Origin of the sequence: Halorubrum alkaliphilum, assembly GCF_017873815.1 — an archaeon.
GTDB lineage: Archaea > Halobacteriota > Halobacteria > Halobacteriales > Haloferacaceae > Halorubrum > Halorubrum alkaliphilum.
Genome location: NZ_JAGGKQ010000006.1, coordinates 123,970 through 148,867, shown reverse-complemented (window position 1 = coordinate 148,867; position 24,898 = coordinate 123,970). Strand labels below are relative to the sequence as shown.

Annotated in this window: 23 protein-coding genes; 13 read left to right on the top strand and 10 right to left on the bottom strand. The window is 65.5% G+C overall.

The annotated features are described in order from the left end of the window. Window positions 1-576: 576 nt before the first annotated feature. Together J2751_RS06385 and J2751_RS06380 are read left to right on the top strand one after the other, a co-directional pair. Window positions 577-987 carry a winged helix-turn-helix domain-containing protein gene (locus tag J2751_RS06385; protein WP_209484291.1) on the top strand — a complete coding sequence of 137 codons (411 nt, stop codon included), beginning with the start codon at window positions 577-579 and terminating at the stop codon, window positions 985-987. A gap of 2 nt (window positions 988-989) precedes the next feature. Beyond that, window positions 990-1,289: a DUF7521 family protein gene (locus tag J2751_RS06380; protein ID WP_209484289.1), complete on the top strand. Its 300-nt coding sequence runs from the start codon at window positions 990-992 to the stop codon at window positions 1,287-1,289. 52 nt (window positions 1,290-1,341) lie between these two features. Here J2751_RS06380 and J2751_RS06375 read toward each other — a convergent pair whose 3' ends face one another. Then, a complete protein-coding gene (locus J2751_RS06375) occupies window positions 1,342-3,399 on the bottom strand; it encodes a heavy metal translocating P-type ATPase (RefSeq protein ID WP_209484287.1) in 2,058 nt (685 codons plus the stop codon). Between the two features lie 133 nt (window positions 3,400-3,532). Here J2751_RS06375 and J2751_RS06370 point away from each other — a divergent pair, with 133 nt between their 5' ends. The 3 genes from J2751_RS06370 (at window position 3,533) to J2751_RS06360 (ending at window position 7,066) form a co-directional block, all read left to right on the top strand. Beyond that, window positions 3,533-4,660, top strand: a complete 1,128-nt coding sequence (locus tag J2751_RS06370) for a tRNA (guanine(26)-N(2))-dimethyltransferase (protein ID WP_209484286.1) — start codon at window positions 3,533-3,535, stop codon at window positions 4,658-4,660. Window positions 4,661-4,726: 66 nt separating this feature from the next. Further along, window positions 4,727-6,058, top strand: a complete 1,332-nt coding sequence (locus J2751_RS06365; protein ID WP_209484284.1) for a YihY/virulence factor BrkB family protein — start codon at window positions 4,727-4,729, stop codon at window positions 6,056-6,058. Window positions 6,059-6,073: 15 nt separating this feature from the next. Further along, complete coding sequence (locus J2751_RS06360; protein ID WP_209484282.1) at window positions 6,074-7,066, top strand: phosphatase PAP2 family protein; 993 nt, start codon at window positions 6,074-6,076, stop codon at window positions 7,064-7,066. Here J2751_RS06360 and glnA read toward each other — a convergent pair. Then, complete coding sequence (gene glnA / locus J2751_RS06355; RefSeq protein ID WP_209484280.1) at window positions 7,063-8,430, bottom strand: type I glutamate--ammonia ligase; 1,368 nt, start codon at window positions 8,428-8,430, stop codon at window positions 7,063-7,065. The two genes, J2751_RS06360 and glnA, sit on opposite strands and share 4 nt — an antisense overlap. A 125-nt stretch (window positions 8,431-8,555) precedes the next feature. Here glnA and lrp point away from each other — a divergent pair, with 125 nt between their 5' ends. After that, window positions 8,556-9,017: an HTH-type transcriptional regulator Lrp gene (gene lrp / locus J2751_RS06350; protein ID WP_209484278.1), complete on the top strand. Its 462-nt coding sequence runs from the start codon at window positions 8,556-8,558 to the stop codon at window positions 9,015-9,017. A 36-nt stretch (window positions 9,018-9,053) separates the two neighbouring features. On the opposite strand, the gene J2751_RS06345 is transcribed toward lrp, so the two are convergent. Then, window positions 9,054-10,274 carry a phosphoglycerate kinase gene (locus J2751_RS06345; protein WP_209484276.1) on the bottom strand — a complete coding sequence of 407 codons (1,221 nt, stop codon included), beginning with the start codon at window positions 10,272-10,274 and terminating at the stop codon, window positions 9,054-9,056. 57 nt (window positions 10,275-10,331) lie between these two features. Next, the gene (gene gap / locus J2751_RS06340) at window positions 10,332-11,390 is read right to left on the bottom strand and encodes a type I glyceraldehyde-3-phosphate dehydrogenase (RefSeq protein ID WP_209484274.1); all 1,059 of its coding nucleotides are present in this window, start codon (window positions 11,388-11,390) and stop codon (window positions 10,332-10,334) included. Between the two features lie 158 nt (window positions 11,391-11,548). Here gap and J2751_RS06335 point away from each other — a divergent pair, with 158 nt between their 5' ends. Beyond that, the gene (locus tag J2751_RS06335; RefSeq protein WP_209484271.1) at window positions 11,549-11,926 is read left to right on the top strand and encodes an Hsp20/alpha crystallin family protein; all 378 of its coding nucleotides are present in this window, start codon (window positions 11,549-11,551) and stop codon (window positions 11,924-11,926) included. A gap of 8 nt (window positions 11,927-11,934) precedes the next feature. Here J2751_RS06335 and J2751_RS06330 read toward each other — a convergent pair whose 3' ends face one another. Both J2751_RS06330 and eif1A read right to left on the bottom strand, forming a co-directional pair. Beyond that, a complete protein-coding gene (locus tag J2751_RS06330; RefSeq protein WP_209484270.1) occupies window positions 11,935-12,840 on the bottom strand; it encodes an ATP-grasp domain-containing protein in 906 nt (301 codons plus the stop codon). A gap of 89 nt (window positions 12,841-12,929) precedes the next feature. After that, window positions 12,930-13,220: a translation initiation factor eIF-1A gene (gene eif1A / locus J2751_RS06325; RefSeq protein ID WP_209484268.1), complete on the bottom strand. Its 291-nt coding sequence runs from the start codon at window positions 13,218-13,220 to the stop codon at window positions 12,930-12,932. A 132-nt stretch (window positions 13,221-13,352) separates the two neighbouring features. On the opposite strand from eif1A, the gene J2751_RS06320 reads away from it, so the two are divergent. Together J2751_RS06320 and J2751_RS06315 are read left to right on the top strand one after the other, a co-directional pair. Beyond that, window positions 13,353-13,532 carry a DUF7470 family protein gene (locus tag J2751_RS06320; protein WP_209484266.1) on the top strand — a complete coding sequence of 60 codons (180 nt, stop codon included), beginning with the start codon at window positions 13,353-13,355 and terminating at the stop codon, window positions 13,530-13,532. A 79-nt stretch (window positions 13,533-13,611) separates the two neighbouring features. Next, complete coding sequence (locus J2751_RS06315; protein WP_209484264.1) at window positions 13,612-13,857, top strand: hypothetical protein; 246 nt, start codon at window positions 13,612-13,614, stop codon at window positions 13,855-13,857. A gap of 16 nt (window positions 13,858-13,873) precedes the next feature. Here the strand turns inward: J2751_RS06315 and J2751_RS06310 are convergent, their stop codons facing one another. Further along, entirely contained in the window at window positions 13,874-15,577 is a 1,704-nt protein-coding gene (locus J2751_RS06310; RefSeq protein WP_209484262.1) for a cryptochrome/photolyase family protein, read from the bottom strand. Between the two features lie 126 nt (window positions 15,578-15,703). On the opposite strand from J2751_RS06310, the gene J2751_RS06305 reads away from it, so the two are divergent. The 3 genes from J2751_RS06305 to J2751_RS06295 all read left to right on the top strand — a co-directional run bounded on the left by J2751_RS06305 (window position 15,704) and on the right by J2751_RS06295 (window position 17,503). Continuing rightward, window positions 15,704-15,901 carry a hypothetical protein gene (locus J2751_RS06305; protein WP_209484260.1) on the top strand — a complete coding sequence of 66 codons (198 nt, stop codon included), beginning with the start codon at window positions 15,704-15,706 and terminating at the stop codon, window positions 15,899-15,901. An 87-nt stretch (window positions 15,902-15,988) separates the two neighbouring features. Beyond that, a complete protein-coding gene (locus J2751_RS06300) occupies window positions 15,989-16,963 on the top strand; it encodes an aldo/keto reductase (protein WP_209484258.1) in 975 nt (324 codons plus the stop codon). Between the two features lie 93 nt (window positions 16,964-17,056). Continuing rightward, window positions 17,057-17,503, top strand: coding sequence for a hypothetical protein (locus J2751_RS06295; protein WP_209484256.1), 447 nt, complete (start codon window positions 17,057-17,059; stop codon window positions 17,501-17,503). A gap of 497 nt (window positions 17,504-18,000) precedes the next feature. Here the strand turns inward: J2751_RS06295 and J2751_RS06290 are convergent, their stop codons facing one another. Then, on the bottom strand, window positions 18,001-21,621 hold the full coding sequence (locus J2751_RS06290) for a TSCPD domain-containing protein (RefSeq protein WP_209484254.1): 3,621 nt from the start codon (window positions 21,619-21,621) through the stop codon (window positions 18,001-18,003). 430 nt (window positions 21,622-22,051) lie between these two features. Between J2751_RS06290 and J2751_RS06285 the strand changes: the two genes are divergently transcribed. After that, window positions 22,052-22,249: a hypothetical protein gene (locus J2751_RS06285; protein WP_209484252.1), complete on the top strand. Its 198-nt coding sequence runs from the start codon at window positions 22,052-22,054 to the stop codon at window positions 22,247-22,249. A 74-nt stretch (window positions 22,250-22,323) separates the two neighbouring features. On the opposite strand, the gene J2751_RS06280 is transcribed toward J2751_RS06285, so the two are convergent. Continuing rightward, window positions 22,324-24,603 carry a CDC48 family AAA ATPase gene (locus J2751_RS06280; protein WP_209484250.1) on the bottom strand — a complete coding sequence of 760 codons (2,280 nt, stop codon included), beginning with the start codon at window positions 24,601-24,603 and terminating at the stop codon, window positions 22,324-22,326. Beyond that, the gene (locus tag J2751_RS06275) at window positions 24,600-24,851 is read right to left on the bottom strand and encodes a DUF7127 family protein (protein WP_209484248.1); all 252 of its coding nucleotides are present in this window, start codon (window positions 24,849-24,851) and stop codon (window positions 24,600-24,602) included. Before J2751_RS06275 ends, J2751_RS06280 begins: the two co-directional genes overlap by 4 nt. Window positions 24,852-24,898 lie beyond the last annotated feature (47 nt).

The following is a 24,898-nucleotide window of genomic DNA, read 5'->3' as shown; positions in this document are numbered from 1 at the left end:
TTATAAAAGTACCGGGGGGGGGGGCGCGGGGTTGCCGGGCGGGCGGGGGTGGGGGCCCCCCCCGCCGCCCCGGGGGGGGGGGGCCCCCGACGAGGCTGGGGAGGTGTGAGGTGCGGTTGCTGTTGCGGGTGGAACTCAAAGGGGCAGCCGTGTGAGCGGCGTACGCTCGCTGCGCTCCTCAGTCGCTCCGCTCCTTGCGGTGCTTGCGTCGTCATCAGAACGCGCAGCGTTCTGATTGGCTCACGAGAGCGGAGCTCTCGTGAACGCCTACGCCGCTCACACGGCTGGGGCTTTGGAGGTCGTCAGCGTCGATCCGCAGTCTCCGACTTATAAACGAGCGGCTGGAGCTTTTGAGTAGTTCATCACACCTTCGACCACTTATAAACCGCCGCCAGCAACACCACTCTCTCAGTTATAAACACCACCGTATCAATATACTCGATATACTCCCGCCATCGATCGGTGGATCCGAACACGGGAGACTAATAGCGTGCGAGAACAGCGTGGAGACGAACGCGATCGGGCAGCGCTCATCCGTGAGAGAACGACGCGTCAACCGAGGCTTCACCACCGATCATGAGCAATCAATGGGACCCCGGCGGGATATTCGAGGTACTGGCCAGCGACGAGAGCAGGCGGATCCTCGCGGCCGCCAGCGTGCGGCCGCTGTCGGCCAAGGAGTTCGAGCAGATCTGTGACGCGTCGCTCCCGACGATCTATCGACGGATCAGCGTGCTCGTCGAGTACGACATGCTCTCCGAGGAGCAGGTCGTCGACACCGAGAGCGGTCACTCGAAACAGTACGCGACTGACCTCCAAGAGATCAACGTGCGCGTTGAGGACGGCGAGTTCACCGTCAATCTGGAGATACGGAAGGACACGGTCGACAAGTTCGGGGAGTTGTTCCGTGATCTCGGCGAAGGGCACCGAGGCTCGGTGAGTTCGGAGTTTCCCGACCTTCCGTCGGAGTCGCCCACGGAGGAGTGAGCATGCCCAACACCGCACTCTGGATGTTCATCGTGAGCAACCTCCTCGTGTTCGTGTTGGGGAGCGCGCTCACCGTTCTCAGCTATCGGGCACAACGCCGGCTCGAACGCGAGAACCTCCGGTACACCACCCTCGGATTCGGGCTCATCACGGCGAGTATCGTCACGGAAGCCCTCTACGCGCCGGGAATCGGTGGGGGAGATTGGCTCACAACCGGCCACCTCCTCATGCTGTACACGATGGAGTCGCTGCTGATCGCCGCCGGGTTGGCGTGTATCGCCTACTCGCTACTCAAGTACTGACACGATCTCGTGTCCGCTCGATGGCGGACGGGTCAGGGCCGACGACGACGCCTCAGCCCTCGAACCGGAGCAGTCGAAGCCCGATCAGGCTCACGAGGACGGTCGATCCCTCGTGCCCGATCACCGCGAGCGGGAGGGGGATCCCGGCGGCGAGGATCGCCGCGATCATGATCAGGATTGCCCCGAACGCGATCGCGAAGTTGACGTACAACGTCTTTCGAGTCTCGCGGCTGAGCGAGAAGGCGTACGGGAGCGTCCCGATGTCGTCGGACATCAGCACGATGTCGGCCGTTTCGAGTGCCACGTCTGTTCCGGCCCCGCCCATCCCCACGCTGATGTCCGCGGTCGCAAGCGCGGGCGCGTCGTTGACGCCGTCACCGACCATCGCAACGGCCTCGTGCCGCTCCTGTAACGCCTCGATGTGATCGACCTTCTCCTCGGGGAGCAGCCCCGCGTGTACCTCGTCAAGGCCCAGTTGGTCGGCGATGGAGCGAGCCACGCGCTCGTTGTCGCCGGTGAGCATGACGACCGTCTCGACGCCCTCCTCGCGCAGCTTCCGGATCGTTGCCGCCGCGTTCTCGCGGATCGTATCGGTGAACGCCAACCAGCCGAGAACCATGAGGTCGGTCGGCGTGTCGCCGTTGTCGTCAGTTTCTCGCACGACGAGGACTCCCGTCTTCCCGTCCGCTTCCAGCTCGCGAACTCGATCCGTTCCCGCCCCGAGTCCCGCGATCTTCCGGCCGGCAGTCACCGTCTCGAAGTATCGCGGGTTCCCGATGTGTATCGTGTCTCCCCCGACGTTCGCGTGGACACCCTTGCCAACGACCGCCTCGAAGCCGGTCGCGTCGGGGATCGAGAGATCGCGCGCCTCGGCGGCCGCAACGGTCGCCTCCGCGAGGTGGTGTTCCGACCGGGACTGGACGGCGGCCGCGATCCCGAGAAGCTCGTCGTCGGTAGGGCCGGACGTGGACGCGGAGATGTCCGTCAGCCGCGTGCTCCCCTCAGTCAGGGTCCCGGTCTTGTCGAAGGCGACGGCGTCGACGTCGCCTGCCGTCTCGATGTGTTCGCCGCCCTTGAACAGGACGCCCCGCCGACCGCCGGCGGCGATGGCCGACAGGACGGCGGCCGGCGTGGAGATGATGACCGCACACGGCGACGCGGCAACCATGAGCGTCATCGCTCGGTAGAACGTGGGGTCGAAGGCGTGATCGAGAACGACGAATGGGATCACGATAGCGACCGCCGTCATCGCGAAGACGCTCAACACGTACGGCTGCTCGAATCGGTCGATCAGCTGTTGGGTCGGTGCTCGTTTGTTCTGTGCCTTTTCGACGAGATGGATGAGCCGGGCGATCGCGGAGTCGTCGGACTCGCGCGTGACTCGGACCTCGAGGCTCCCCGTCTCGTTTATTGTGCCGCCGAACACGTCGTCGCCGGGCTCCTTGCTTACGGGGACCGACTCGCCGGTGAGCGAGGACTGGTCCACGGAGCTCTCCCCGTCGACGACGACGCCGTCGAGCGGGAGCCGGTCACCCGGCCGAACGACGAAGACGTCGCCGATCTCGACGTCGTCGATGTGAACCGTTGTCTCCTCGCCGTTCCGGAGGACCCGTGCCGACTCCGGGCGCATCTCCATGAGCGACCGGATCGCGGTCCGCGACCGGCCGATCGCGTATCCTTCCAACACGCCGGACAGCGAGAAGAGGAACAGCAAGAGTGCTCCCTCGAAGGGCGCGCCGATGTACAGCGCGCCGGTTGCCGCGAGGACCATCAGCAGGTCGATCTCGACGGCCGGCTCCCGGAGCGCGCGGACACTCTCCTTGAGCCCGTACCAGCCGCCGAAGACGTATGCGACCCCGTAACTCCACCGGACGAACGTCGCGGAGGCGTCAACCCAGCCTCCCACGAGCCCGGCCACCATCCCGAGGAACGTGAGAGCGACGAACGCCGCCTGTCGGCGAAGTACCGTTCGATCGACCACGTCAGGGTCGTCGGAATCCGGGGAGTCCTCGTCACCGACGGCGTCCGCGACCGACGTGTCCGTCTCGGCGTCCGCGCCCTCGTCCGACGCGTCCGTCCCGACACCGGTCACGCCGTCAGCGGGTGCCATATCACCGTCTTATCCCCGTACCCGATAACGTTCACGCCGAATCCCGTCCGTCGGGAGCGAGAGGACGGGGGGTCTCCACCCGCCATCGTCCCCGGAGCGGGGCTCTTTTGTCGCGGATCGACGAAGCCGTGGCATGGACATCGAGGAGGGCGGAGTGACGGTGCGCGTCCCCGAGGCTCGTGACGGCGCGAGCGAGGGGACGGGCGGCGGAGTCTTCTTCAACCCGACACAGGAGCTGAACCGGGACGTGACGGTCGCGGTCCTGCGCGCGTATCACGAACGTGAGCCGCGAGTCGCGACGTATCTCGACGCGATGGCCGCCTCGGGGATCCGCGGGGTTCGTGCTGCCGGCGAGGGGTACGACGTCACCTGCGCCGACGTCGACCCCGACGCGGTCGAGTTGGCCGCCTCGAACCTCGCGAAGAACGGCCTCGACGGTGAGACTGCCCGCCGCGACGTCAACGCCCTGTTGTACGATGACGGCCCGTTCGACGTCGTCGATCTGGATCCGTACGGTACGCCGATCCCCTTCGCGGACGCCGCGCTGGCGAACGCGCGGAACCTCGTCTGTGTCACCGCCACCGACACCGCGCCGCTGTGTGGCGCCCATCTAAACAGCGGGATCCGGAAGTACGGTGCGGTCCCACGTAACACCGATTACCACCCGGAGATGGGGCTTCGGACGCTGATCTCCGCGCTGGTCCGGACCGCGGCCAGATACGACAAGGCCGCCCGGCCGATCGTCTCACACGTCTCCCGACACTACGCGCGGACCTATCTCGAGTTGGAGTCCGGCGCGCAGGCGGCGGACGGATCTATCGACCAGCTCGGATACGTCGACACCTGTGAGGACTGCCTCTGGCGCGAGCCGACGCTCGGGCTGATCGCGGACCCGGTCGAGACGTGCCCGATCTGCGGGAGCGATCGCGTGCTCACGGCCGGCCCGATATGGTTGGGGCCGGTCGCCGACGCCGAGTTCACCCGATCGGTCCGTGAACACGTCACCGACGACATGGGGGAGGCGAAACGCGCGCGGACGCTCCTCGGAACCGTCGCCCGCGAGCTCGATACGCCGACGCACTACGACCAACACCGACTGTACAAGCAGTGGAGCGAGCCCGCGATCGGGATGGACGAGTTCGTCGACCGGCTTCGCGCGGCCGGCTACGAGGCGAGCCGTGCACACTACCGCGGCACCGCAGTCAAAACCGACGCGTCGGTCCCGGAGATGCGAGCGGTCCTGCTCGGCGAGGACGACTAAGGACGGAAACGGCGGACGCCGGTCCAACCCGCCCCGTTTTTACTCCGCTCGCCCGAACGCGTGAGCATGCTCTCGCGCTCGATGGCCGCCTTTGAGACGACTCGTCGCGTCGTCGATACTGCGGTCGATCGGCAGGTGACGTTTCTCGCGGCCGCGATCGCCTACTACGCCTTCGTCTCGCTCATCCCTGCGCTCCTGCTGCTCGTCGTCGTTGCGACGGTCGTCTTCGGCGAAACGATCGCCGGGCAGGTGGTCGCGGCAACCGGCGACTTTCTCACTCCCGCCGGCGCGGAGGCAGTCGAAACCGCCGTCGCCTCCGCCGGCGGGCGCGCAGGCGCGAGCGTTCTCGGAGTAGCCGTCCTCGTCTGGTCGACGTTGAAGGTGTTCCGCGGTCTCGATACAGCCTTCGTGTCGCTGTACGGCGCGGACACCTCGCCCGACCTCCTTCGGGAACTCGCGGACGCCGCCTCCGTCGTTCTCGCGATCGGCGTTGGTATCGCCGTGATGGTCGCCGTCGGCACCTTCGTCGCAGCCGTGGACGCGATCCCGCTGGTCGAGACGGCGAGCATCCTCGCGTTGCCTGTGTTCCTCACCGCGGTGTTTCTCCCGATGTACTACATGCTCCCGCAGCCGTCGATCTCCGCCCGCGAGGCACTTCCGGGGGCGGCCGTTGCCGCGGTCGGCTGGACGGTCCTCCAAGCCGGCTTTCAGCTGTACGCCGCGAGCGCGGGCCAGTACCAAGTGTACGGCGTTATCGGCGGGATACTGCTGCTCGTGACGTGGCTGTACGTCGCCGCAATCGTCGTCGTGGTCGGCGGCGTCGTCAACGTCGTATTGGCGGATCGAACACCACCGGCGTCCACCCCCGGACCGCTTGACGACGCGAGGTCAAGCGCCGCTGCTGGCGCGGGGGCAAGCGCTGTCGCCGACCGGCAGTTACAACACGACCGCGACCGACTCACGGGTATGAACGGCGAGCCGGACAGTGCGGACGACGCCGGCGACGACGAACGACCACAGGGGGCACCGGATGTCGCGGCGTTACAGGCGGAGGTGCGGCGGCTGCGCGCGGAGTTCGACGAGTTCGAGGACGACGTGGAACGGCGAACCGTTGATAAACCCGCCGTTGAGTCGGAGCTGAAGCGGTACGTGCGCTCGCGGATGCGACGCGGACACGCCCGGGGATGGGGTCCGTATCTCGTGCTGTTATACGGCACTGTCCTGATCTTCGGCGCGTTCGCGTATCTCGACGGCCCCACCGCGATCGCCGCAATGCTGATACTCGGCCTGTCGACGCTCGGGTTGTACACCCTCTTTATCATCGTCGGGATCGGCCTCAACCTGCTCGAAGCGCCCGGAAAAGCGCTCGATTACGCTCGCGACCGGGGCAGCGACTGACCGAGTGATCCGCTCGTGACCGGCCTCGTCACGGCGGATCGCGGGATCGGTGAGTTCGTCGTCGTCGATGCGCTCCCCGAATTCGTCGTCGTCGTCCTCGCGGCCGTCACCCATCTTGCGGACCCGTGGTTCCTGTTCGGGCTGCTGGCGATCGGCTACTGGTTTGGGAGCACCCGTCTCACGGCGTCGCCGCGCCGTGCCGGCGCAACGGCCATCGCGACCGTTTCCTGTACGTACGCCGCCGTCGCTCTCGGGAAGGCGTGGTTCGCAGTCCCGCGCCCGCCCGGCGCAACACCTCCCGTCGACGGACCGACGTGGCTCCCCGGTGTCTTATCGACGTGGTACGAGTCACAGGTTCTCTCCGGCGGGTTCGGATTCCCGAGCGGGCACGCGGCGGCTGCTGCGGGAGCGTACGTTGTGCTGGCGCTGCTGTACGATCGCCCGTCAACGCCCCGAAACCGGCTCGCAGGGGCCGCGGTCGTTGCGATCGCCGTGGCAGCCTCCCGGGTTGCCATCGAGGTCCATTTCCTCGTCGACGTCGTCACCGGCCTTCTCCTCGGTGTCTGTGTCGTCGTCGGCAGCCTTCGACTCGCCGGCGATACACGGATTCGGGTCGCGAAAACGAACCGGACCGACTTGACCCGTGTCCCGGCCGATCTCGATCCGTTCCCGGTGTTTCTCTTCGCAGCAGCCGTGTCCGGTGTCGCTGCGGTCGTCGCGGTCGTCAACGGCGGGACGGACGGAGTGATAGAAGCCGCCATCGGTATCTCGACCGGTCTCGGCGGCGCGGTCGGGTGGCTGCTCGTCGACGGGGACGAGCCTGTCGTTCCAGTTCGGGTTGCGGTCCCAGCGCTGCTCGGTACCGGTGGTGTTTGGGTCGGCGCCTATGCCGTATCGTCGTCAGCCGTGGTCGTGCTCGTCGCGACGTTCGCGGCAGTTGCCGTCGTGATCGGCCTCCCCGCTTTATGTCTCGAAAAAAGCGTTAGTTCGGCGTCGGTACGGCCCTAGAACGTCTCCAGGTAGCGGTCCTCCTCCCACTCGGACACTTGGGTGAGGTACTCACCGAACTCCTGGGACTTGGCCTCGGCGAACTTCTCGGAGACGTGCGGCCCGAGGGCGTCTGAGACGACCTCGTCGGCTTCGAGCGCGTCGACGGCGGCTCCGAGGTTCGGGGGAAGCGTCTCGATGCCGTACTCCTCGCGCTGCTCGTCGTCGAACTCGTAGATGTCCTCTTGGACCGGATCGCCGGGGTCGGCGTCCGTCTCGATGCCGTGTAGTCCGGCGGAGATGAGCGCGGCGTACGCGAGGTACGGGTTACAGGACGGGTCGGGGCTCCGAACCTCGAAGCGCGCGGAGACGCCCGCGGCGTCGGGAACACGCACCAGCGCCGAGCGGTTCGTGTCGGACCACGCGACGTAGATCGGTGCCTCGTAGCCGGGTACCAGACGCTTATAAGAGTTCACGGTCGGGTTGGTGACGGCCGTGAACGCGGGTGCGTGGTTGAGGATGCCGCCCATGAACTGGTAGGCAGTCTCGCTCAGGTTGAACTCGTCGGAGTCGTCGGCGAAGGCGTTGCCGTCCTCGTCGAACAGCGAGATATGGCTGTGCATCCCCGAGCCGTTGATCTCCGCGATCGGCTTGGGCATGAACGTCGCGTGGAGGTCGTGTTGGGCCGCGACCGCGCGGACGACCGTCCGGAACGTCGCGATGTTGTCGGCGGTCGTGAGCGCGTCGGCGTACTTGAAGTTGATCTCATGCTGACCCTGCGCGACCTCGTGGTGGGACGCCTCGATCTCGAAGCCCATCTCCTCGAGCGTGAAGATGATCTCCTTGCGGACGTCGCTCGCGAGGTCTTTGGGGGCCATGTCGAAGTAGCCGCCCTTGTCGTGGGGCGTCGTCGTCGCGTTGCCCTCGTCGTCGGTCTTGAACAGGAAGAACTCCGGCTCGGGACCGATGGAGACGGAGTACCCCATGTCGTCTGCCTTCTCAAGGACGCTCTTGAGCACCTGACGCGGACCGCCAGCGAACGGCTCGCCGTCGGTGTCGACGATGTCACAGACGACGCGAGCCGCCGCCGATCCGTCCTCGCCGCTCCGCCACGGGAGCACCGCGAACGTGTCAGCGTCGGGAACGAGACGCATATCCGACTCCTGAATGCGGACGAATCCCTCGATCGAGGAGCCGTCGAAGTAGATCCCCTCGGTGAACGCCTTCTCCGCCTGATGCGCGGGCACGGAGACGTTCTTCACCACGCCGAGGATGTCGGTGAACTGGAGCCGGAGGAAGTCGACGTTCTCTTCCTCTATTTCGTCGAGTACTGCCTGTTCTTCGGCCGTGAGGCCGCCGTCTGGTTTCGCTTGTTCGTCCGTCATGTTTTGGACGTTTAGTACTCATGTGCCAGTATAAAGGCCTTATCGCTTGGCGCATGTACCGCCACTCCGGGGATACTTGTGGACATTCGTTAAATTATAAAGCCCCGGACCCCTTGCGCAGTGTAATGACGTACGAAAACCTCGACGCCAAGCTCGTGAACTCACTACTCGGGAACGGTCGTGCCAGCCTCCGGAGCCTCGGTGACGAACTCGATGTCTCCGTGACGACCGTCTCGAACCACCTCCGTGATCTCGAGGACGAGGGCGTGATCCGGGGGTACACCCCGACGGTCGACTACGAGAAGCTCGGCTTCGACGTGACCGCAGTGCTCCAGCTGAAAGTCGAGGGGAGCGCGCTGCCGGAAGTCACCGAGAAACTGCGGCAGGAGAAACAGATGGTGAGCGTCTACGAGGTGACCGGCGACTACGACGTCATCGCGATCGGCAAGTTCACCGACACTGACGGCATGAACGACCAGATCAAGTCGATCCTCACCGACGCCGACATCCGCGAGTCGAACACGAGCGTCGTGCTCAACGCGGTCACCGAAAACGAGCAGTTCGAACTCGACATCCACGAGGAGTAGCTGAACTGCGGCGATCGACTTCTCTGAGGAACCGTCTTACGACTCTGCCGCCGCCTCCAGTAACTCGACCGCGGGCAACGGCTCGCCGGTGAGCGCGCGGATGTACGCGCCGCCGGCGATGGAGACGTGTGAGAAGTCCGCTTCGTCCATCCCGTACATTTCGATCGCGCGAGAGGTATCACCGCCGCCGACGACGGAGAAGCAGTCCGTTTCGGCGATCGCTTCGAGCACCCCGACCGTACCGACCGAGAATCGCTCGTCTTCGAAGACGCCGAGCGCGCCCTTCACGAACACCGCGGCCGACTCGCGGATCAGAGGATCGTACTCCTCGACCGTTCCCGAACCGACATCGAGGTACGCATCGGTCTTCTCGTCGATCTCGGCGATCGTGTGCTCCGCACGGTCGCCGTCGTCGTCCTCGTAGGCCAGATCGCTCGCGAGGTGGATCGTGTCACCCCGGTCGGCGAGGATCGACTCGACGACCTCGTGGTTCGCCTCCCACTGGTCGTCGAACAGGTCCATCCCGTCGAGGTCGTGACCGACCGGATGGCCCGCCCCACGCAGGAAGAGCTCGCCGGCGACGCCGCCGAGCAGGAACCGGTCGACGGTCCCTTCCAGCGCGTCCATCACGCCGATCACGTCGGTCGCTTTCGTGCCGCCGACGACCATCGTCACGGGGCCGTCGAACTCCTTGCGAGCGATCGCGGTGTTGGCCTCGTACTCCGTCTCCATCACGCGGCCCGCGTACGCGGGCAGCGCGAGCGGGAACCCGACGAGCGAGGCGTGTTTCCGGTGGGCCGCCGAGTAGGCGTCGTTGACGTACGCGTCGAACAGGGGCGCGAGCGTTCGCACGAACTCGGTGTCCGCCTTCTCCTCGGGCGAGGCCTCGGGAAGTTCGTCGTCACACATCCGCGTGTTCTCTAAGAGCAGTATCTCACCCGCCGAAAGCGACTCGACCGCGGCGACGGCGTCTTCGCCGTACGTGTCGTCGACGAACGCGACGTCGCGGTCGACGTGGTCGGCGAGGATCGCGGCGTGGCCCGCGAGCGACGTGAAGTCGTCGCGTCCGGGACGGCCCTGATGGGCCATGAGTACGACGCGGTGGCCCGCCTCGGCGAGCTCGCGGACGGTCCGTGCGTGGCGCTCGAACCGGCGGTTGTCCTGTGGCTCGCCGTCCTCGATGGGGGAGTTGAGATCGAGTCGGACGAGCACGCGCGAGTCGGCCGGCAGGTCATCGATGGTGTCGAACGTGGCCATGGGTGTGACTGGACGTATCGGTGTATATCGGTGACGGATCGTGTAGGTGGCGGACGTCTACGACTCGGCGTTGACGAACGCGGCCATGTCGAGCATCCGGTTCGAGAAGCCGTACTCGTTGTCGTACCAGGTGAGGATCTTCAGGAGCTTCCCGTCGGCGATGACGTTCGTGGATTCGAGGTCGACGTAGCTGGAGAACGGGAGCCCGACGATGTCGCTGGAGACGACCTCATCGTCGGTGTAGCCGAGCACGCCCGCGAGCGGGCCCGAGTCGGCCGCATCACGGAACGCGTCGTTGACCCCCTCGATCGTTACCTTCTCGTCGAGCGTCACGACGAACTCGGTGAGCGAGCCGTTGGGGACCGGGACGCGCATCGCCATCCCGTCGATCTTTCCGTCGAGCTGCGGGAGGACCTCCTGTGCCGCGCCGGCGGCACCAGTCGAGGTCGGGACGATGTTCTCGGCTGCCGCCCGACCGCGACGGGTCTTCGATTTCGGACCGTCGATCAGTGACTGTGACCCCGTGTAGGCATGAACCGTGGTGAGGGTCCCGGCCTCGATGCCGAACTCCTCGTCGAGCACCTTCGCGACCGGGGTGATGGAGTTCGTCGTACAGGAGGCGTTCGAGACCACGTCCTCGCCGTCGTACTCGTCGTGGTTGACGCCATAGACGAGCTGTTTGACCGGTTTCTCGCCTTTGGGCGGAGCCGAAATAACGACCGTGTCCGCGCCGGCTTCGAGGTGGGCGCTCGCGTCGTCCTTCGTGCGGAAGATCCCCGTACATTCGAGCGCGACGTCCACGTCGAGCTCGTCCCACGGGAGGGTTGTGGGATCCTGTACGTTGAATAGCGGGACCGAGGTGCCACCGATCGTCAACTCGTCGCCGTCGCCGCCGAGTTCGACGCCGTCGAGTCGGCCCATCGTCGTGTCGTACTTCGCGAGATACGCCATGTCCTCGAAATCCATCACGTCGTTGATGCCGGCGAGTTCGACGTTCGGGTTCTCCAGCACCGCTCGGAACACGTTCCGGCCGATCCGGCCAAACCCGTTCAGCCCGACCCGTACGACCTCGTCGTCCGCGACCTCATCGCCCGCAGTCAGGTACGATTTACTCATATGCAAAAAAAGGGCAGTACAGCTACTTAAATCCGGCCAGTTGCGATCAAACACTCTAAACGATGATTATAAACCCTCTATCTGCGCTTTTGCTGTCGAAGCCGGCCGAATCGGCGGTCGACAGAAGGCTTATCGGGATGACCGTCGTCACGTGAACCATGGACAGAGACGACCGAGACGATCCGTTCGGGGACTTCTTCGAGGAGATCGAACGGATGATGAACGAGATGGCAGGGGGCGCTGCCGGGACCGAGAACGCCGGCTTCGGCTCGGAAACGCACGTCGACGCGTACGCGACTGAGGACACCGTCCGACTCGTTGCTGATCTCCCCGCCGTCTCGAAGGACGAACTCTCCGTACAGTGTGACGGCGAGGCGCTCACCATCTCGGCGGCGTCCGACCGGCGCGAGTACGACGAGACCGTCCAGCTCCCGACGACCGTCGACGAGCACTCCGGCGACGCGACGTTCAACAACGGCGTGCTGGAAGTCGAGTTCGACCGCGACGACGACTCGGCGTCCATCGACGTAGTGTAGCCGGCCAGTCACGCCTCGCGGGTCGTTCCGTTTCCGTCCGCCGTCCGTTCGATCAGCGACGCGAGTCGATCGTAAAAGTCCGGTTCGTACTTCGTCGCCGCGTCGACGGTGGGCCGGGCGTTCGTCTCGTTGACGACGAGCCGGCCGCCCGTCTCCAGGAGGTCGACGCCGAGATAGTCGATCTCGAGCGTGGCGGCGGTTCGCTCGGCGAGTTCGCGAGCCGCGGAACCGAGTTCGACGCCGGTCGCCGCCGCGCCGCGGTGGACGTTGTGTTTCCATCGCCCCGCTTCGAGCGCGTCGGCCGGAAGCTCCCGCCGGACCGCGCCGGCGTACGCGCCGTCGACGACCATGACTCGGTAGTCGTTGGCGTCGGGCAGGAACTCCTGGATCAGGTACGACTTGTCGCCGGTCGCTCGGTAGTCGTGGACGAGGTTCAGGTAGTCGACGATCCCCAAAAGGGAGTCGAGATCGGTCGCCTTCGCGACGCCGACCCCGCGGGTCGCCGAGTTCGGCTTGACGACGACCGGGAACTCGAAGCCCGCGACCGCGTCGGCGACGACTGCCTCGTCGACGGGGTTCGACACCATCACCGTTCGGGGTGTGGGGAGTCCGGCCGCGTCGAGCGCCGCGAGGACCCCAGCCTTGTTCCGGGAGGTGACGACCGCGTCACGGCCGTTCACCCACGGAACCGACAGACGAGTGTCGACGACGGCCCCTTCCATGAGCCGCGAGGGATAGACGAATCCGACGTCGAACTCGACGTCCTCTCCGACGCTCGTACCGTCGCGCCGGTCCGCGACGCGAAGCGAGCGCTCGCTGGCTTGGACGTGGCCGACCTCGATCCCGCGATCGGCGAGTGGGTCGCGGATCCGCGTGAACGTCTCCGAATCAGTCGTCATCGCGAGCCGAAGCATGGGCTCACTCGGGGGCGTTTCGACTTAAGAACCGCGAGCGTCGCGGCCGGATCGGTCGGCGCGATCCGTCCGCCCATCGTCGGCCGTCGTCACCGGAGATGCCCCTCCTCGCGGAGCTGTTCGGCCTCGTTCTTCTCGTAGCGCCACGTGATGTCGGCCTTCTCGTCCTGCCAGTCCCACGGGTCGACGAGCACGATGTCGTCCTCGCGGATCCAGACGCGTTTCTGCATACGCCCCGGGATCCGAGCGGTCCGTTCGACTCCGTCGGCACAGCGGACCTTGACACGGTTCGCGCCGAGCATATCGAGGACCTCGGCGAACACCTCGTCCTCCTCGGGCATTCGGAGGTCGCGTCGCCCCTCTCCGTCTCCGTCGGTCATGCGTGTTCCGGGCTACGTGGCCCATATGATAAAAGCCCCACCCTCCGGACCGATGTGACCGGACCCTGACGGGCCGAAAGGGACGACCGCGGACCCGCCCCTTTTACCTCACGGCGGGAGTAGTGCGGCAACATGCGAAAGACGCTCGGACTCGAGGGGATCGCCGGTGCCCTGATCGTGTTCCTCGCGATCGCGGTCGTCACGCTTCAGGACCCCGTCATCGGCGGGGGAATGATGTTGTTTGTCGCCGGGCTCGCGCTGATCGCGAAGGGGATCGCGGACTCGACGATGCGAGCGTTCGGCATGAAGTGAGGAGACTGTCGTCGAAGGAAAAACGACGGACGACCCAGCGGGGAGAAGGGTTATAAACCGTGGACACGCCTAAACGGTCATGGCACGGATACCGGCGATCATCGTCGAACTGTTCGAACTGCTCGCGCTTCTCGTCGGGTCCGCCGCGGTGTCACTCGTCGGCGTCGCGCTCGAACTCACGGGTGTCGAGGCGGTGACCGGTGGCGATCTCGCTCTCGGGCTGTGGGCACTCGTGATGGGGGCGGCCGCGCTGTACGCCGGCGTCGTCGCGCTCGGCTACGAGCAGGTGCTCCCCCGGGCTCGCGCGCTCGTCGGCGACGCGTAGACTCGTTTTTGATCCACTATACATCGCCCTCAGCCGCCAGCTCCCGAACCCGGTCCGCGCGCTCGCGGATCTCCGCCCACTCCTCGTCGTCCTTGTTGTCGACGTGCGAGTACATCAGCCCCATCCGGCCGGTGCCTCGCAGCGTCTCCTCGTTCTCTTTTAAGAAGTCCCAGTAGAGCGCGTTGAACGGGCACGCTCCCTCGCCGGTCGTCCGGGAGACCGTGTAGGGACACGACGCACAGTAGTCGCTCATGCGGTTCACGTAGTTACCGGAGGAGGCGTACGGCTTCGAGGAGAGGACGTCCGTCCCGAACGACCCCATCGCGACGACATTGGGCGTCGTCACCCAGTGGTAGGCGTCGACGAAGCCGAGATGGAACCACTCGTTGAGCTCTGCGGGGTCAGTTCCGTATATAAGTGCGAAGTTCGACAGCACCATCAGCCGCTCGATGTGGTGGGCGTAACCGTACTCGCGGACGTGCCCGACCGCCTCCGAGAGACAGGTCATGTCGGTGTCGCCGTCCCAGTAGGCGGGCGGAAGCGACCGCGACTGGTCCAACTGGTTCGCCTCGGCCATCTCCGGCATCGCCTCGCGATAGACGTGGCGGGTGAACTCCCGCCAGCCGATCACCTGCCGGATGAACCCCTCCACCGCGTTGAGCGGGACCGGCGGTCGCTCCGTCGATTCCGAGCCGTTCGCGGTGGGAGCGTCCTCGGCGGCGTCCCCCTCTTCCGTGCCCACGGCGTCCCCGAACGCGTCAAGCGTCGTCGCCTCCGACGGTTCCGGGTCGTACGCGCCGGGGTCGACACCGCGTTCCTCGTAAGCCGCCTCGACGGCTCGAACCGGCTCGTGGGGGTCAAGCAGCCCGAGGTTGATCGCGGGTGATAGAAGCGAGTGTGCGAGGAACGGCTCGCCCTCCACCATTGCGTCCTCGTACCGGCCGAACGCCGGGAGTCTCCGCTCGACGAACGTGTCCAGCGCCGCGAGTGCCTCCTCGCGTGTCACGGGCCACGCGAACCCGTCGAGCGAGTCATCCCCCCACGTGTCGAACCGCTCGACGACCCACTCATGGGTCTCGCGGGTGAGCGCGTCGGGTTCGAACCGCGGACGCTCGGGCGGCGTCCATCCCGCCGGCGGCGTCTCCTGGTTCAACTCGTCGTAGTTCCACTCGCCGCCGACCGGATCGTCGCCGTCCATCAGGACGCCCGTCTCTCGTCGGACGTGGCGATACCACCCCTCCTGACGATACGTGCGGTCCGTGGAGCCGCCGTCACCGTCCGACGTTCCGCCTGCCCCCGCTGGCTCCCCGGCCCACTCGCGCCAGTCAGCGGGCGTCGTCCAGAACAGCTCGTTCTCACGGAGCGTGAGGGAGCCGCCGCGCTCCTCGACGAGTTCGCGGAGCCGGTCGCCGGCCCCGTGGCTCGCGGGACGCATGAGTTCGATGTGGGGGGTCGCATCCGGACGCTCCGCCAGAAACGTCTCGATCCCGTCCCCGAAGGAGTCGGCCCGGAGATACGTCACGTCGTGTCCGCGTTCACGGAGGTCGTCCCGGACGTGACGCATCGCCGAGAAGACGAGCGTCAGTTTGTGTGGGTGATACGGGCGGCGGTCGGCGAACCCGGTCGCCTCGATCATGAGGACATCGTCCGCGTCCTCAAGGGCGTCGAGGTCGGGATGTAACTGATCGCCCAGCAGCCACAGCGTCGTCGTGTCGCTCACGTCGGATCACACGGCGGGAAGCAGTATAGGTCCGGCGGCGCGATCGGGATGGACCGATGCCGAGCACTCTCGATCCGGCGACCGCGTACCCGCGCCTTTTTATCCGGACCACGAGAGGGTCGTGCCATGGATGATCTGCTCACGAACTGGCTACTCGGTCTGATCGCCGCCCTCCTCGCGGTGTTGGTGCTGGACACAACGGGGCAGGAGTTCCTCAGCCCGCTCGACCCGGTCGCGAACGTGCTCGCGCTCGTCACCTTCCTCTCGTTCGTGCTGCTCACCGGCGCGTTCCTCGTATACACCGCGTCGTTCCGTGACGAGTGAGAACGGGTCCGTATCGGAAACCGCGTTCGTTCCGTCTGTACTCCCCGCGGAACCCATCTTTTTGAGGTCACCCGACGAGCACTCGCCATGGAGTACACGACGCTCGGCGACACCGGCATGACGGTCTCGAAGATCTGTCTCGGCTGTATGAGCTTCGGCGACCCCGACTGGCGCGACTGGGTACTCGGCGAAGAGGAGGGGAAAGAACTCGTCGAGCGGGCGCTGGAGCTCGGCGTGAACTTCTTCGACACCGCCAACATGTACTCGAACGGCGAGTCCGAGCGGATCCTGGGTGAGGCGCTTGCGGGGCATCGCGAGGAGGCCGTCGTCGCGACGAAGGGGTACTTCCAAATGGACGAGTCGGATCCAAACTCCGGCGGCCTCTCGCGGAAGGCGATCGAGCAGGAGCTCCAGGCCAGTCTCGATCGACTCGGGATGGAGACGATAGATCTCTATCAGATCCATCGATGGGACGACGAGACGCCGATCACAGAGACGATGGCGGCCCTCGACGACGCGGTCCGTCGCGGCCAGGTCCGGTATCTCGGCGCGTCCTCGATGTGGGCCCACCAGCTCGCCGAGGCACTCCACACCAGCGACCGGGCGGGGTACGACCGGTTCGTCACCATGCAGAATCACTATAACCTCGTCTACCGCGAAGAGGAGCGAGAGATGCTCCCCCTGTGTGAAACGGAGGGAATCGGCACCATCCCGTGGAGCCCGCTCGCCCGTGGGTACCTCGCGCGCCCGGACGACGAGGTCGACGCGACGATCCGCGGAGAGACGGAGGAACACCTCTATCGACACCCGTACCGAGAGGGCGGTGGTCCCGAGATCAACGCCCGAGTCGAGGAGTTGGCCGCCGAGAAGGGCGTGAAGATGGCACAGATCGCGCTCGCGTGGCAGTTCCACAAGGAGCGGGTCGACGCGCCTATCGTCGGCACGACCAGCGTCGAGCACTTGGAGGACGCCGTCGAGGCGCTCGACATCGACCTCTCGACGTCCGATATCGAGTGGCTGGAGGAGCCGTACGAGCCGGTTCACGTCTCCGGCCACGAGTGAGTTCGGTGGGGACGACGCGGGAGACGCGTCGGGAGCGAACGCGGGACGCCCGGAGAAACAACCCTTTTCGGATCCCGTCCCGAACCGGGATCCATGACCGACGACGAGACGCCCGACGCGGACGACACGGCGGGAACCGACGACGCGACCGACGGAGACGACGCCGAGGAGAAGTCCTTCCGCGAGCGCGTCGAGGAGATCCGCGAGCGACGCGAACAGGAACGCGAGGAGGGCGAGCGACCCGGCCCCGAGGAGATGATGGGCGGCGGCCCCGGCGGCGCGGGCGGCCCGCCCGGCATGGGGGGCGAGGGCGGAAATCCGTTCGCACAGATGATGTCCGGAATGATGGGCGGCGGCGGCCCCGGCGGCGCGGGCGGCCCGCCTGGCATGGGCGGCGGTCCCGGCGGCCGACCAGGCGAGGGCGGCAGCGACGAGGTCGGCAACGAAGAGCTCGTCCGCGAGGTACGCCAGCTCCGCGACGAGGTCCGCGACGCGACCCGCCAGCTCCAGCGGATCGCACAGGCGCTCGAAGACGACTGAGCACGTTCGTCATCCGTTTCGGCTCGTATTCATACCGACACTCGACATCCAGTTACGTCGTTGTAGCGTTCCAGCTGAGGAGAGGGGTGAGGCCGTGGAAACGTTCTCTGCGGACGAGGAGCCGATCCCGGAAATCGATGAACCCGAATCAGTTCCGGAAACGGAGCGGTAGGCAGCTATTGGCTCTGAGGTGTATCGAGACGATCAACGGTACGCTTTTTTAAGGACCCTTCGCAGTATGCCGGTGCGTTTCGGCTGTGACCTGTGGGAATCCGCGTCGAACGTCTCTCTTCTTGCCGCCTACGCTCATGTGTAGCACATTGTTGATGGCGAGCAGTCGTGCGATTCTATGAGAGCACCAGTGTTCTGAAAACAGATCAAAGAATCGTTTTGCGTGCTGGTTTCCGCTCCGGATCTGAACGAGGTATCCGTATCAACAATCTCCGCCAGAAGAGCGTGCCGCCTAATATATAGAACCCGAGGAGGTGGGACTCAGTCTAACACTCCGACCAGCCGCACGACTCGCACGTCTTGCAGCCCTCGGAGTAGTAGAGGTTCATGCCGCCACACTCGGGACACTCGGGCGACTCGCCGGCCGCGATGAGGTCCTGCGTGACGTCGGTCTCCGGTTCTCCGTCGGGACCGCCCGCGGGTTCGGGTCCGGACGGGATGTCGGTCGCACTCCCGCCGGCGGCCGCGCCACCGTCGGTCTGCCCGGGTGAATCGACGTCGGACACGTCGCTGCCGGTCGTCTCCCCGCCGACGTCGTCGAGACTCTGCTGTTGGGGGATCCCTTTGTCGATCTCGTCGTCGAGGTAGCGGCGGAGCGCGGTGCCGATCGCGTCCGGGATCGACTGGATCTGCTCGCCCTTGTCCCACGCGACCTTCGGGCTCCGGGTACCCTGTAGCTCGTCGACGATCTCCTCGGGGTCGACGCCCGAGCGGAGCGCCGTCGAGATGACCTTCGCAAGCGCCTCCGTGAAGGAGTTGGTGTAGCCGCCGGAGTGGCCGATGTTCGCGAACAGCTCGAACGGCCGACCGGTCTCCTCCTCGTTTATCGTCACGTACAGCTTCCCGTAGCCGGTCTCGACGCGCTGAGTCACACCCGATAGCGAGTCGGGACGCGGTCGAGTCTCCGTGTAGTCGAACTCGGGCTTGTCGGCGGATTCGAGCAGCCCGGAGATCTCCGTGTCGATCGCCGCCTGTACGTCCTCGTTGTCGAGGAACGCCTCGACGCCGCCGAACACGTCGCTGATCTGCTCCACTATCGTCTCCGCCGCCTCCGTCTCGTCCGCAAACTCGGTGTTTTTCGCGCGGGTCGTCAACACCTGCTTCGAGCGGGTTCCGTCACGGTAGACGGTGACACCCTTGCCGCCGTGATCGTAGATGTAGCGGTACACTTCCTCCATCTCCTCGGCTGTCGCGTCGTTCGGGAAGTTACAGGTTTTCGAGATGGCGGAGTCGACGCCCTGCTGGCAGGCACACTGGACCGCAGCGTGCTGTTTCCCGCTGAGGTCGCCGGTGACGACGAACAGCTCGCCGATCGCGTCCGGGACCGTCTCCAAGCCGTCCACACCGTCGAACGCGTTTTCGGCCATCTGGTCCTGGGCCTCCTGTTTGACGGCGTCGACATCAACGTCGTTCGCCTCCAGGGTGCGCAGGAAGTAGTCGTCGAACTCGACGAGCATCTCGTCGCCCTGTACGTCGTCGGAGACGTTCTTGTAGAACGCGACGTTGTAGATCGGCTCACAGCCGCCCGTCGTGTTGCCGATCATCGACGTCGTGCCCGTCGGCGCGATCGTCGTCGTGTTGTGGTTTCGGATCGGGAACCCGTCTTCCCATTCGTCGGCGTCAAGCCCGGTGTAGTGTTCGAACCAGTCGCGGTACTCGGTGGGGTTCGCGTACTTCGACTCGTCCCAGTCGTTGAACGTGCCACGCTCCTCAGCGAGCTCGTGGGAGGCCAGCTTCGACTCGTGATTGATATGCGTCATCAACTGGCGAGCGACCTCGTTGCCCGGCTCGGTGCCGTACTGGATCCCGAGCTGGATGTACAGCTGCGCGAGCCCCATGATACCCAGTCCGATCTTCCGCATGTCGCGGACCTTCTGTTCGATCTTCTCGACCGGGAAGTCCGACATCGTGACCACGTTCTCCAGGAAACGAGTGCCGTACTCGATCCGCTCGTCGAACTCCTCGAAGTCGATCGCCTCCTCGAGGAACGCCGACATCGCCGCCTCCTCGGTGTCGTACTCGTCGGCGTGTGCTGCGGACCAGACCCGCCAGTCGGGCGCGTCCTGCGCCGCGAGCGTCGAGAGGTTGATGTGACCGAGGTTACAGGCTTCGTACTCTTCGAGCGGTTGTTCACCGCAATTATGGACGTTGATGCTTGCTTCGCCCGAAACGCTGGCAAAGAAGTTGTGAGTGTCCTCGACGGTTAGGTCGTACACGTCGGCGGTCCCGTCTCCGGTGACCGCGATGACCGTCGCAGTTTCTGCCTCTTGAACGGATCCCTGGGGAGTGGCTCGGGCACGAGAGAGAGCAACGATACCGTCGCCAGTCTGAAGATCAGACGCTTCAACCCAGTCACCATCAGCGCGGCGGATCTCGTGATCGGGAGTCACGCGGATCTCCGGGCCGTCGTCCGTGGTGACTCGCACGATGTCCGCATTCTTTCTCGTTTTGAATGCTGTCGCCTGCCGAGTCGCGATCTCACCGCCGTCCAGCGTACGGACCTCGACCTGTTCGTCCGAGTTCGCGATCTTCCCGATTGCGCGCGTGGTCCCATCAGCGAGCTGGACCTCCATCTCTCCCGTCAGGCAGGGGTTCGTCGCGAGGATCCGGTGGTCGGGGTTCTCCTCCACGTCGAAGGAGTGCTCCTTGTTCACCCGTTCGAGGTAGATGACGCCCGGTTCGCCGTTCTCGTGTGCGCCCTCGATCATGTCGTCCCACAGCTCCTGTGCGGGGATCGAGAGGACCTCGCCGACCTCGACGTGCTCGCCAAGGCCGAACATCTCGTAGATCTCCTTCGTCTCGGGCGTCGCGACGTGGGGCTCCTCCGTGCGCGGGTTGGTGAAGGTGAACTCCTCGTCGTTGTACAACGCCTCCATGAACTCGTCGGTAACGCCGACGCTGATGTTGAAATTGGAGAGGTGTCCCTCGACGGCGTTCCGAAGGTGTTCGGGCACCTTCCCGTCCTCGTCGATGAGGTCGCGGGCCTCTTCGAGGGCGTCCGCGAAGGAGTTGTGCGTGAAGTCGTCGGGGTCGTTCAGGCGCAGCGAGTGGGCCAGCGAGACGTCCTTGTTCTTCGAGTGGATGAACTGGATGACGTCCGGATGGGAGACGCGCATGACGCCCATCTGCGCGCCGCGCCGGGCGCCGCCTTGTGCGATCGTCTCACACATCTGGTCGAAGGTCCGCATGAACGTGATCGGCCCGGAGGCGATCCCGCCCGTGGAGCCGACGGCGTCACCGTACGGGCGGAGCTTCCAGAACGCATACCCCATGCCGCCCCCGCTCTGGAACACCTCTGCCGCCTCCTTGGCGGTCTGGTGGATGTCGGTGATGTCGTCGGCAGGCGAGTCGACGAAACACGCCGAGAGCTGCTGGAGCTCGTCGCCGGCGTTCATCAGGGTCGGCGAGTTCGGCATGAACGAAAGCGACTCCATCCCGTCACGGAACGTCGACGCGGTTTCCTCGACGTGGTCGCGGACGCCGTCGGGAAGTTCGGGAACCACGGTGTCGTACGCGAACTTGTTGACGTTGTGTGCCGTCAGGGTCGTCTCCACGTCGTCGTCGACGGACACGCCCGCGCCAAACACGTCCTCGGCGAGTTCGTCTCGCCGCGGGTGGTCGGGCTTCAACTGCTCGGGGGTGACGGTGATCTCGGTGTTCCGATTGTCTGCCTCGAAGACGGCCTCCGCGAGCGCGACGTTGCGTGCGACGCGATCGAACAGCTCCTCGGGGTCCTCGATCGGCTCCCCGTCCGCGTTCTTCCGGAGGTAGCGTGCGGGCAGGATGTTGTGGTAGGCGTTCCCGGTGAGACGCTCCTCCATGGTCTCGCCGGTGGTGCGTTTGATCGGTAGTTCGAGTTCGTCCGCGGAGACGCCGTCGCTGCTCATTCGACGGACACCTCGGTCTGCTGGCGTGCGATGTGGATCATTTGTCGTGTTAGTGTGCTGGCGGAGCGGACCTTTGTACGTTCGGGTTCCCGGTCCGTTTGGGCGCATATCTGTCCGATCTCGTATGTAACGTTCGTCCGGCGTGTACGGCTCCGAAATCGGTTCGAATACACGTAACACGCTCCGGCTACAAAAGCATGGGTGGACCGGAGTGAAACTGAACATCCGGACGAATTATCGACGTACGGGGCCCCGATCACATCGGAAACGAAGGGGGGTTAGACGACCGGATCGAGCGGTGTGAGAGCCCCGATACAGTGCGGATCGCGGCCGTGACACTCGAAAAAGGTGGCCGGTATAAAGCCCAAAAGCATCAGTATTCAAGAATGTATGCTACACGTTTAACCGTCTCGTCGTTGTGAGGCGATACATGACCGATCTCGGGGTCGCCCTCTCACAGACCGGAGTACTCGGCGAGCCGGTCGGACAGGTACTCGTCGCGCTCGTCGTCATCGCGCTCGTGATCGTCGTCGGGAAGTTCCTGCTGTCGCTCGCTTGGCGGCTGATCACCATCGGCATCGTGGTCGTTGCGGTAGTGTTTGGACTGTCCGCGGCCGGACTGATCTGAGACGCTCGTCTCGGCACCGTCAAACGAATAAAAAACCGTCGCCGGCGTTCACCGTGCCGACGGAGTCGTGCGCGTTACTGGAACGCGCCGAACTCGGACTCCGCGGGCTGCTCCGTCTCCGACCGCTGGAACCGCCTTTCGATCTCCTCGTAGCGCTCGCGCGTCTCGGGCGTGACGCTCGGGTTCACCTCTCGCAGGGCGTCCTCGAAGTGTTTCATCGTTACGCGGACGTTGCCGACCGACTCGCCGACCTCCTCGGGCGAGACGCTGGCGATGAACTCCCGGGAGGCGTTCATCGACGCTTCGCGGGCCACCGCCTCGATGTCCGCGCCGACGTACCCCTCGGCCTGCCGGGCGATGGCGTCGAGGTCGACGTCGTCGGCCAGCGGCTTGTTCCGGGTGTGTACCTCCAGAATCTTCCGGCGCGCGTCCTCGTCGGGGACGGGCACGTGAACGTGCCGGTCGAGCCGACCGGGGCGTAGCAGCGCCGAGTCGATGAGGTCCGGACGGTTCGTCGTCGCGATGACGACGACGTCCTCCAGCGATTCGAGCCCGTCGAGCTCCGTCAGCAGTTGTGAGACGACGCGTTCGCCGACGCCCGAATCGCTCGTGTTCCCGCCGCGCTCGGTCGCGATCGAGTCGATCTCGTCGAAGAACACGATCGTCGGCGCGTTCTCGCGAGCCTTGCTGAACACCTCGCGGACGCCCTTCTCGGACTCTCCGACGAACTTGTTCAGCAGTTCGGGCCCCTTGATCGAGATGAAGTTCGACTCCGCCTCGTTGGCGACGGCCTTCGCGAGCAGGGTCTTCCCCGTGCCCGGCGGACCATAGAGCAGAACACCCTTGGCGGCCTGCATATCGAGCTCCTCGAACACCTCGGGGTACTCCAGCGGCCACTGGATCGTCTCGCGGAGCCGTTCTTTGGTGTCGCTCAAGCCGCCGACCTGGTCCCACGTGACGTCCGGAACCTCGACGAACACCTCGCGCAGGGCGGAGGGCTCGATCCCCTTCATCGCCTGCTTGAAGTCGTTCTCGGTGATCTGGATGCTGTTGAGTACGTCGGCATCGATCTCGTCCGATTCGAGATCGAGCTGCGGGCGGATCCGGCGGAGCGCGTGCATCGCCGACTCCTTCGCGAGCGACTCGAGATCGGCCCCGACGAAGCCGTGCGTGTTCTCCGCGTACTCGTCGAGGTCGATCCCGTCGACGAGCGGCATGGTCCGCGTGTGGACCTGAAGGATCTCCTTGCGACCGTCGCGGTCGGGGACGCCGACCTCGATCTCGCGGTCGAATCGACCGCCACGCCGGAGCGCGGGGTCGATGGCGTCGACGCGGTTCGTCGCGCCGATGACGACGACCTCGCCGCGGTCCTCCAGCCCGTCCATCAACGAGAGCAGCTGGGCCACGACGCGCCGTTCCACGTCGCCGCCGGCCTCCTCGCGTTTGGGGGCGATCGAGTCAAGCTCGTCCATGAAGATGATCGCAGGTGCCTCTTCGGTAGCCTCCTCGAACACCTCACGGAGCTGCTCCTCGCTCTCGCCGTAGTACTTCGACATGATCTCCGGGCCGGAGATCGTGTGGAAGCTGGCGTCGATCTCGTTGGCGACCGCCTTCGCGATCAGCGTCTTCCCGGTCCCCGGCGGACCGTGGAGCAGGACGCCCTGCGGCGGGTCGATTCCGAGCCGCGTGAACAGTTCCGGGTGCCGCATCGGGAGCTCGATCATCTCCCGGACCTGTTCGAGCTCGCCGTCGAGCCCGCCGATGTCCTCGTAGGTGACGTCCGGCGTGTCGTCGTCGCCCGTTCCGCCGGGCGCGTCCGCGCCGCCGACGATCTCCTCGGCTGGCTTCTCGGATATCGTGACCTCCGTCGAGTCGGTGACGACGACCGTTCCGGACGGGCTCGTCTCCGCGATCTTCACCGGGACGGCCTGCCCCTGTCCGCCGCCACCCATGACGCCGAACCCGAAGGGGATACGAACCGTCTGTCCCTCGGTGATCGGCTGGCCCGCGAGCTTGTCACGGATGAAGCGACCGACGTCGCCGCGAACGCCGAGTCGCTGAGGGAGCGCGATGGTGACCCGGTCGGCCGGGTTCACCTCGACGGACTCGACCGTTACCTTGTCGTCGATGCCGACGCTCGCCTCCTGACGGAGTTTCCCGTCGATGCGGATGACGCCGCTGCCGTCGTCCTCGGGGTAGCCGGGCCAGACGCGAGCGATGGCCGCCCCGTCGGTGCCCTCGACGCGAATGAAGTCGCCGCCCGAGAGGTCGAGCTCCTCGGCCGCGACGCGGTCGAGCGCCGCGAGGCGGCGACCGGCGTCCTTCTGTTTTAAGGGCTTGACCGTGAGATTCATCGTCCACCCTCGATCGTGACGACGCCGTTCTCGACGACGACACTGTCGGCCGATCCCGGGAGTTCGAACTCCGATTCGATCGGTTCGCCGTCGCCCGCTATCACGACGATCGCGGTGTCGCCGACGGTGTCGACGCTCACGTTCTCGCCGTCGACGCCCAGATCGGCGGCGACGACCCACCCGTCCTCGTACTCGTACCGGCGGAGCAACGCGTCGTCGCCGGCCGATCGGGTCTGATTGAGATTCATGCTAACTACAAGTTAGGCGTCAGAGTATATAAATATGTCGTACAAAA

Bases quoted from the DNA above. Each gene is read 5' to 3' on its own strand.
- J2751_RS06385 (WP_209484291.1), top strand. From the start codon at position 577: ATGAGCAATCAATGGGACCCCGGCGGGATATTCGAGGTACTGGCCAGC.
- J2751_RS06380 (WP_209484289.1), top strand. From the start codon at position 990: ATGCCCAACACCGCACTCTGGATGTTCATCGTGAGCAACCTCCTCGTG.
- J2751_RS06375 (WP_209484287.1), bottom strand. From the start codon at position 3,399: ATGGCACCCGCTGACGGCGTGACCGGTGTCGGGACGGACGCGTCGGAC.
- J2751_RS06370 (WP_209484286.1), top strand. From the start codon at position 3,533: ATGGACATCGAGGAGGGCGGAGTGACGGTGCGCGTCCCCGAGGCTCGT.
- J2751_RS06365 (WP_209484284.1), top strand. From the start codon at position 4,727: ATGCTCTCGCGCTCGATGGCCGCCTTTGAGACGACTCGTCGCGTCGTC.
- glnA (WP_209484280.1), bottom strand. From the start codon at position 8,430: ATGACGGACGAACAAGCGAAACCAGACGGCGGCCTCACGGCCGAAGAA.
- lrp (WP_209484278.1), top strand. From the start codon at position 8,556: ATGACGTACGAAAACCTCGACGCCAAGCTCGTGAACTCACTACTCGGG.
- J2751_RS06345 (WP_209484276.1), bottom strand. From the start codon at position 10,274: ATGGCCACGTTCGACACCATCGATGACCTGCCGGCCGACTCGCGCGTG.
- gap (WP_209484274.1), bottom strand. From the start codon at position 11,390: ATGAGTAAATCGTACCTGACTGCGGGCGATGAGGTCGCGGACGACGAG.
- J2751_RS06335 (WP_209484271.1), top strand. From the start codon at position 11,549: ATGGACAGAGACGACCGAGACGATCCGTTCGGGGACTTCTTCGAGGAG.
- J2751_RS06330 (WP_209484270.1), bottom strand. From the start codon at position 12,840: ATGCTTCGGCTCGCGATGACGACTGATTCGGAGACGTTCACGCGGATC.
- eif1A (WP_209484268.1), bottom strand. From the start codon at position 13,220: ATGACCGACGGAGACGGAGAGGGGCGACGCGACCTCCGAATGCCCGAG.
- J2751_RS06320 (WP_209484266.1), top strand. From the start codon at position 13,353: ATGCGAAAGACGCTCGGACTCGAGGGGATCGCCGGTGCCCTGATCGTG.
- J2751_RS06315 (WP_209484264.1), top strand. From the start codon at position 13,612: ATGGCACGGATACCGGCGATCATCGTCGAACTGTTCGAACTGCTCGCG.
- J2751_RS06305 (WP_209484260.1), top strand. From the start codon at position 15,704: ATGGATGATCTGCTCACGAACTGGCTACTCGGTCTGATCGCCGCCCTC.
- J2751_RS06300 (WP_209484258.1), top strand. From the start codon at position 15,989: ATGGAGTACACGACGCTCGGCGACACCGGCATGACGGTCTCGAAGATC.
- J2751_RS06295 (WP_209484256.1), top strand. From the start codon at position 17,057: ATGACCGACGACGAGACGCCCGACGCGGACGACACGGCGGGAACCGAC.
- J2751_RS06290 (WP_209484254.1), bottom strand. From the start codon at position 21,621: ATGAGCAGCGACGGCGTCTCCGCGGACGAACTCGAACTACCGATCAAA.
- J2751_RS06285 (WP_209484252.1), top strand. From the start codon at position 22,052: ATGACCGATCTCGGGGTCGCCCTCTCACAGACCGGAGTACTCGGCGAG.
- J2751_RS06280 (WP_209484250.1), bottom strand. From the start codon at position 24,603: ATGAATCTCACGGTCAAGCCCTTAAAACAGAAGGACGCCGGTCGCCGC.
- J2751_RS06275 (WP_209484248.1), bottom strand. From the start codon at position 24,851: ATGAATCTCAATCAGACCCGATCGGCCGGCGACGACGCGTTGCTCCGC.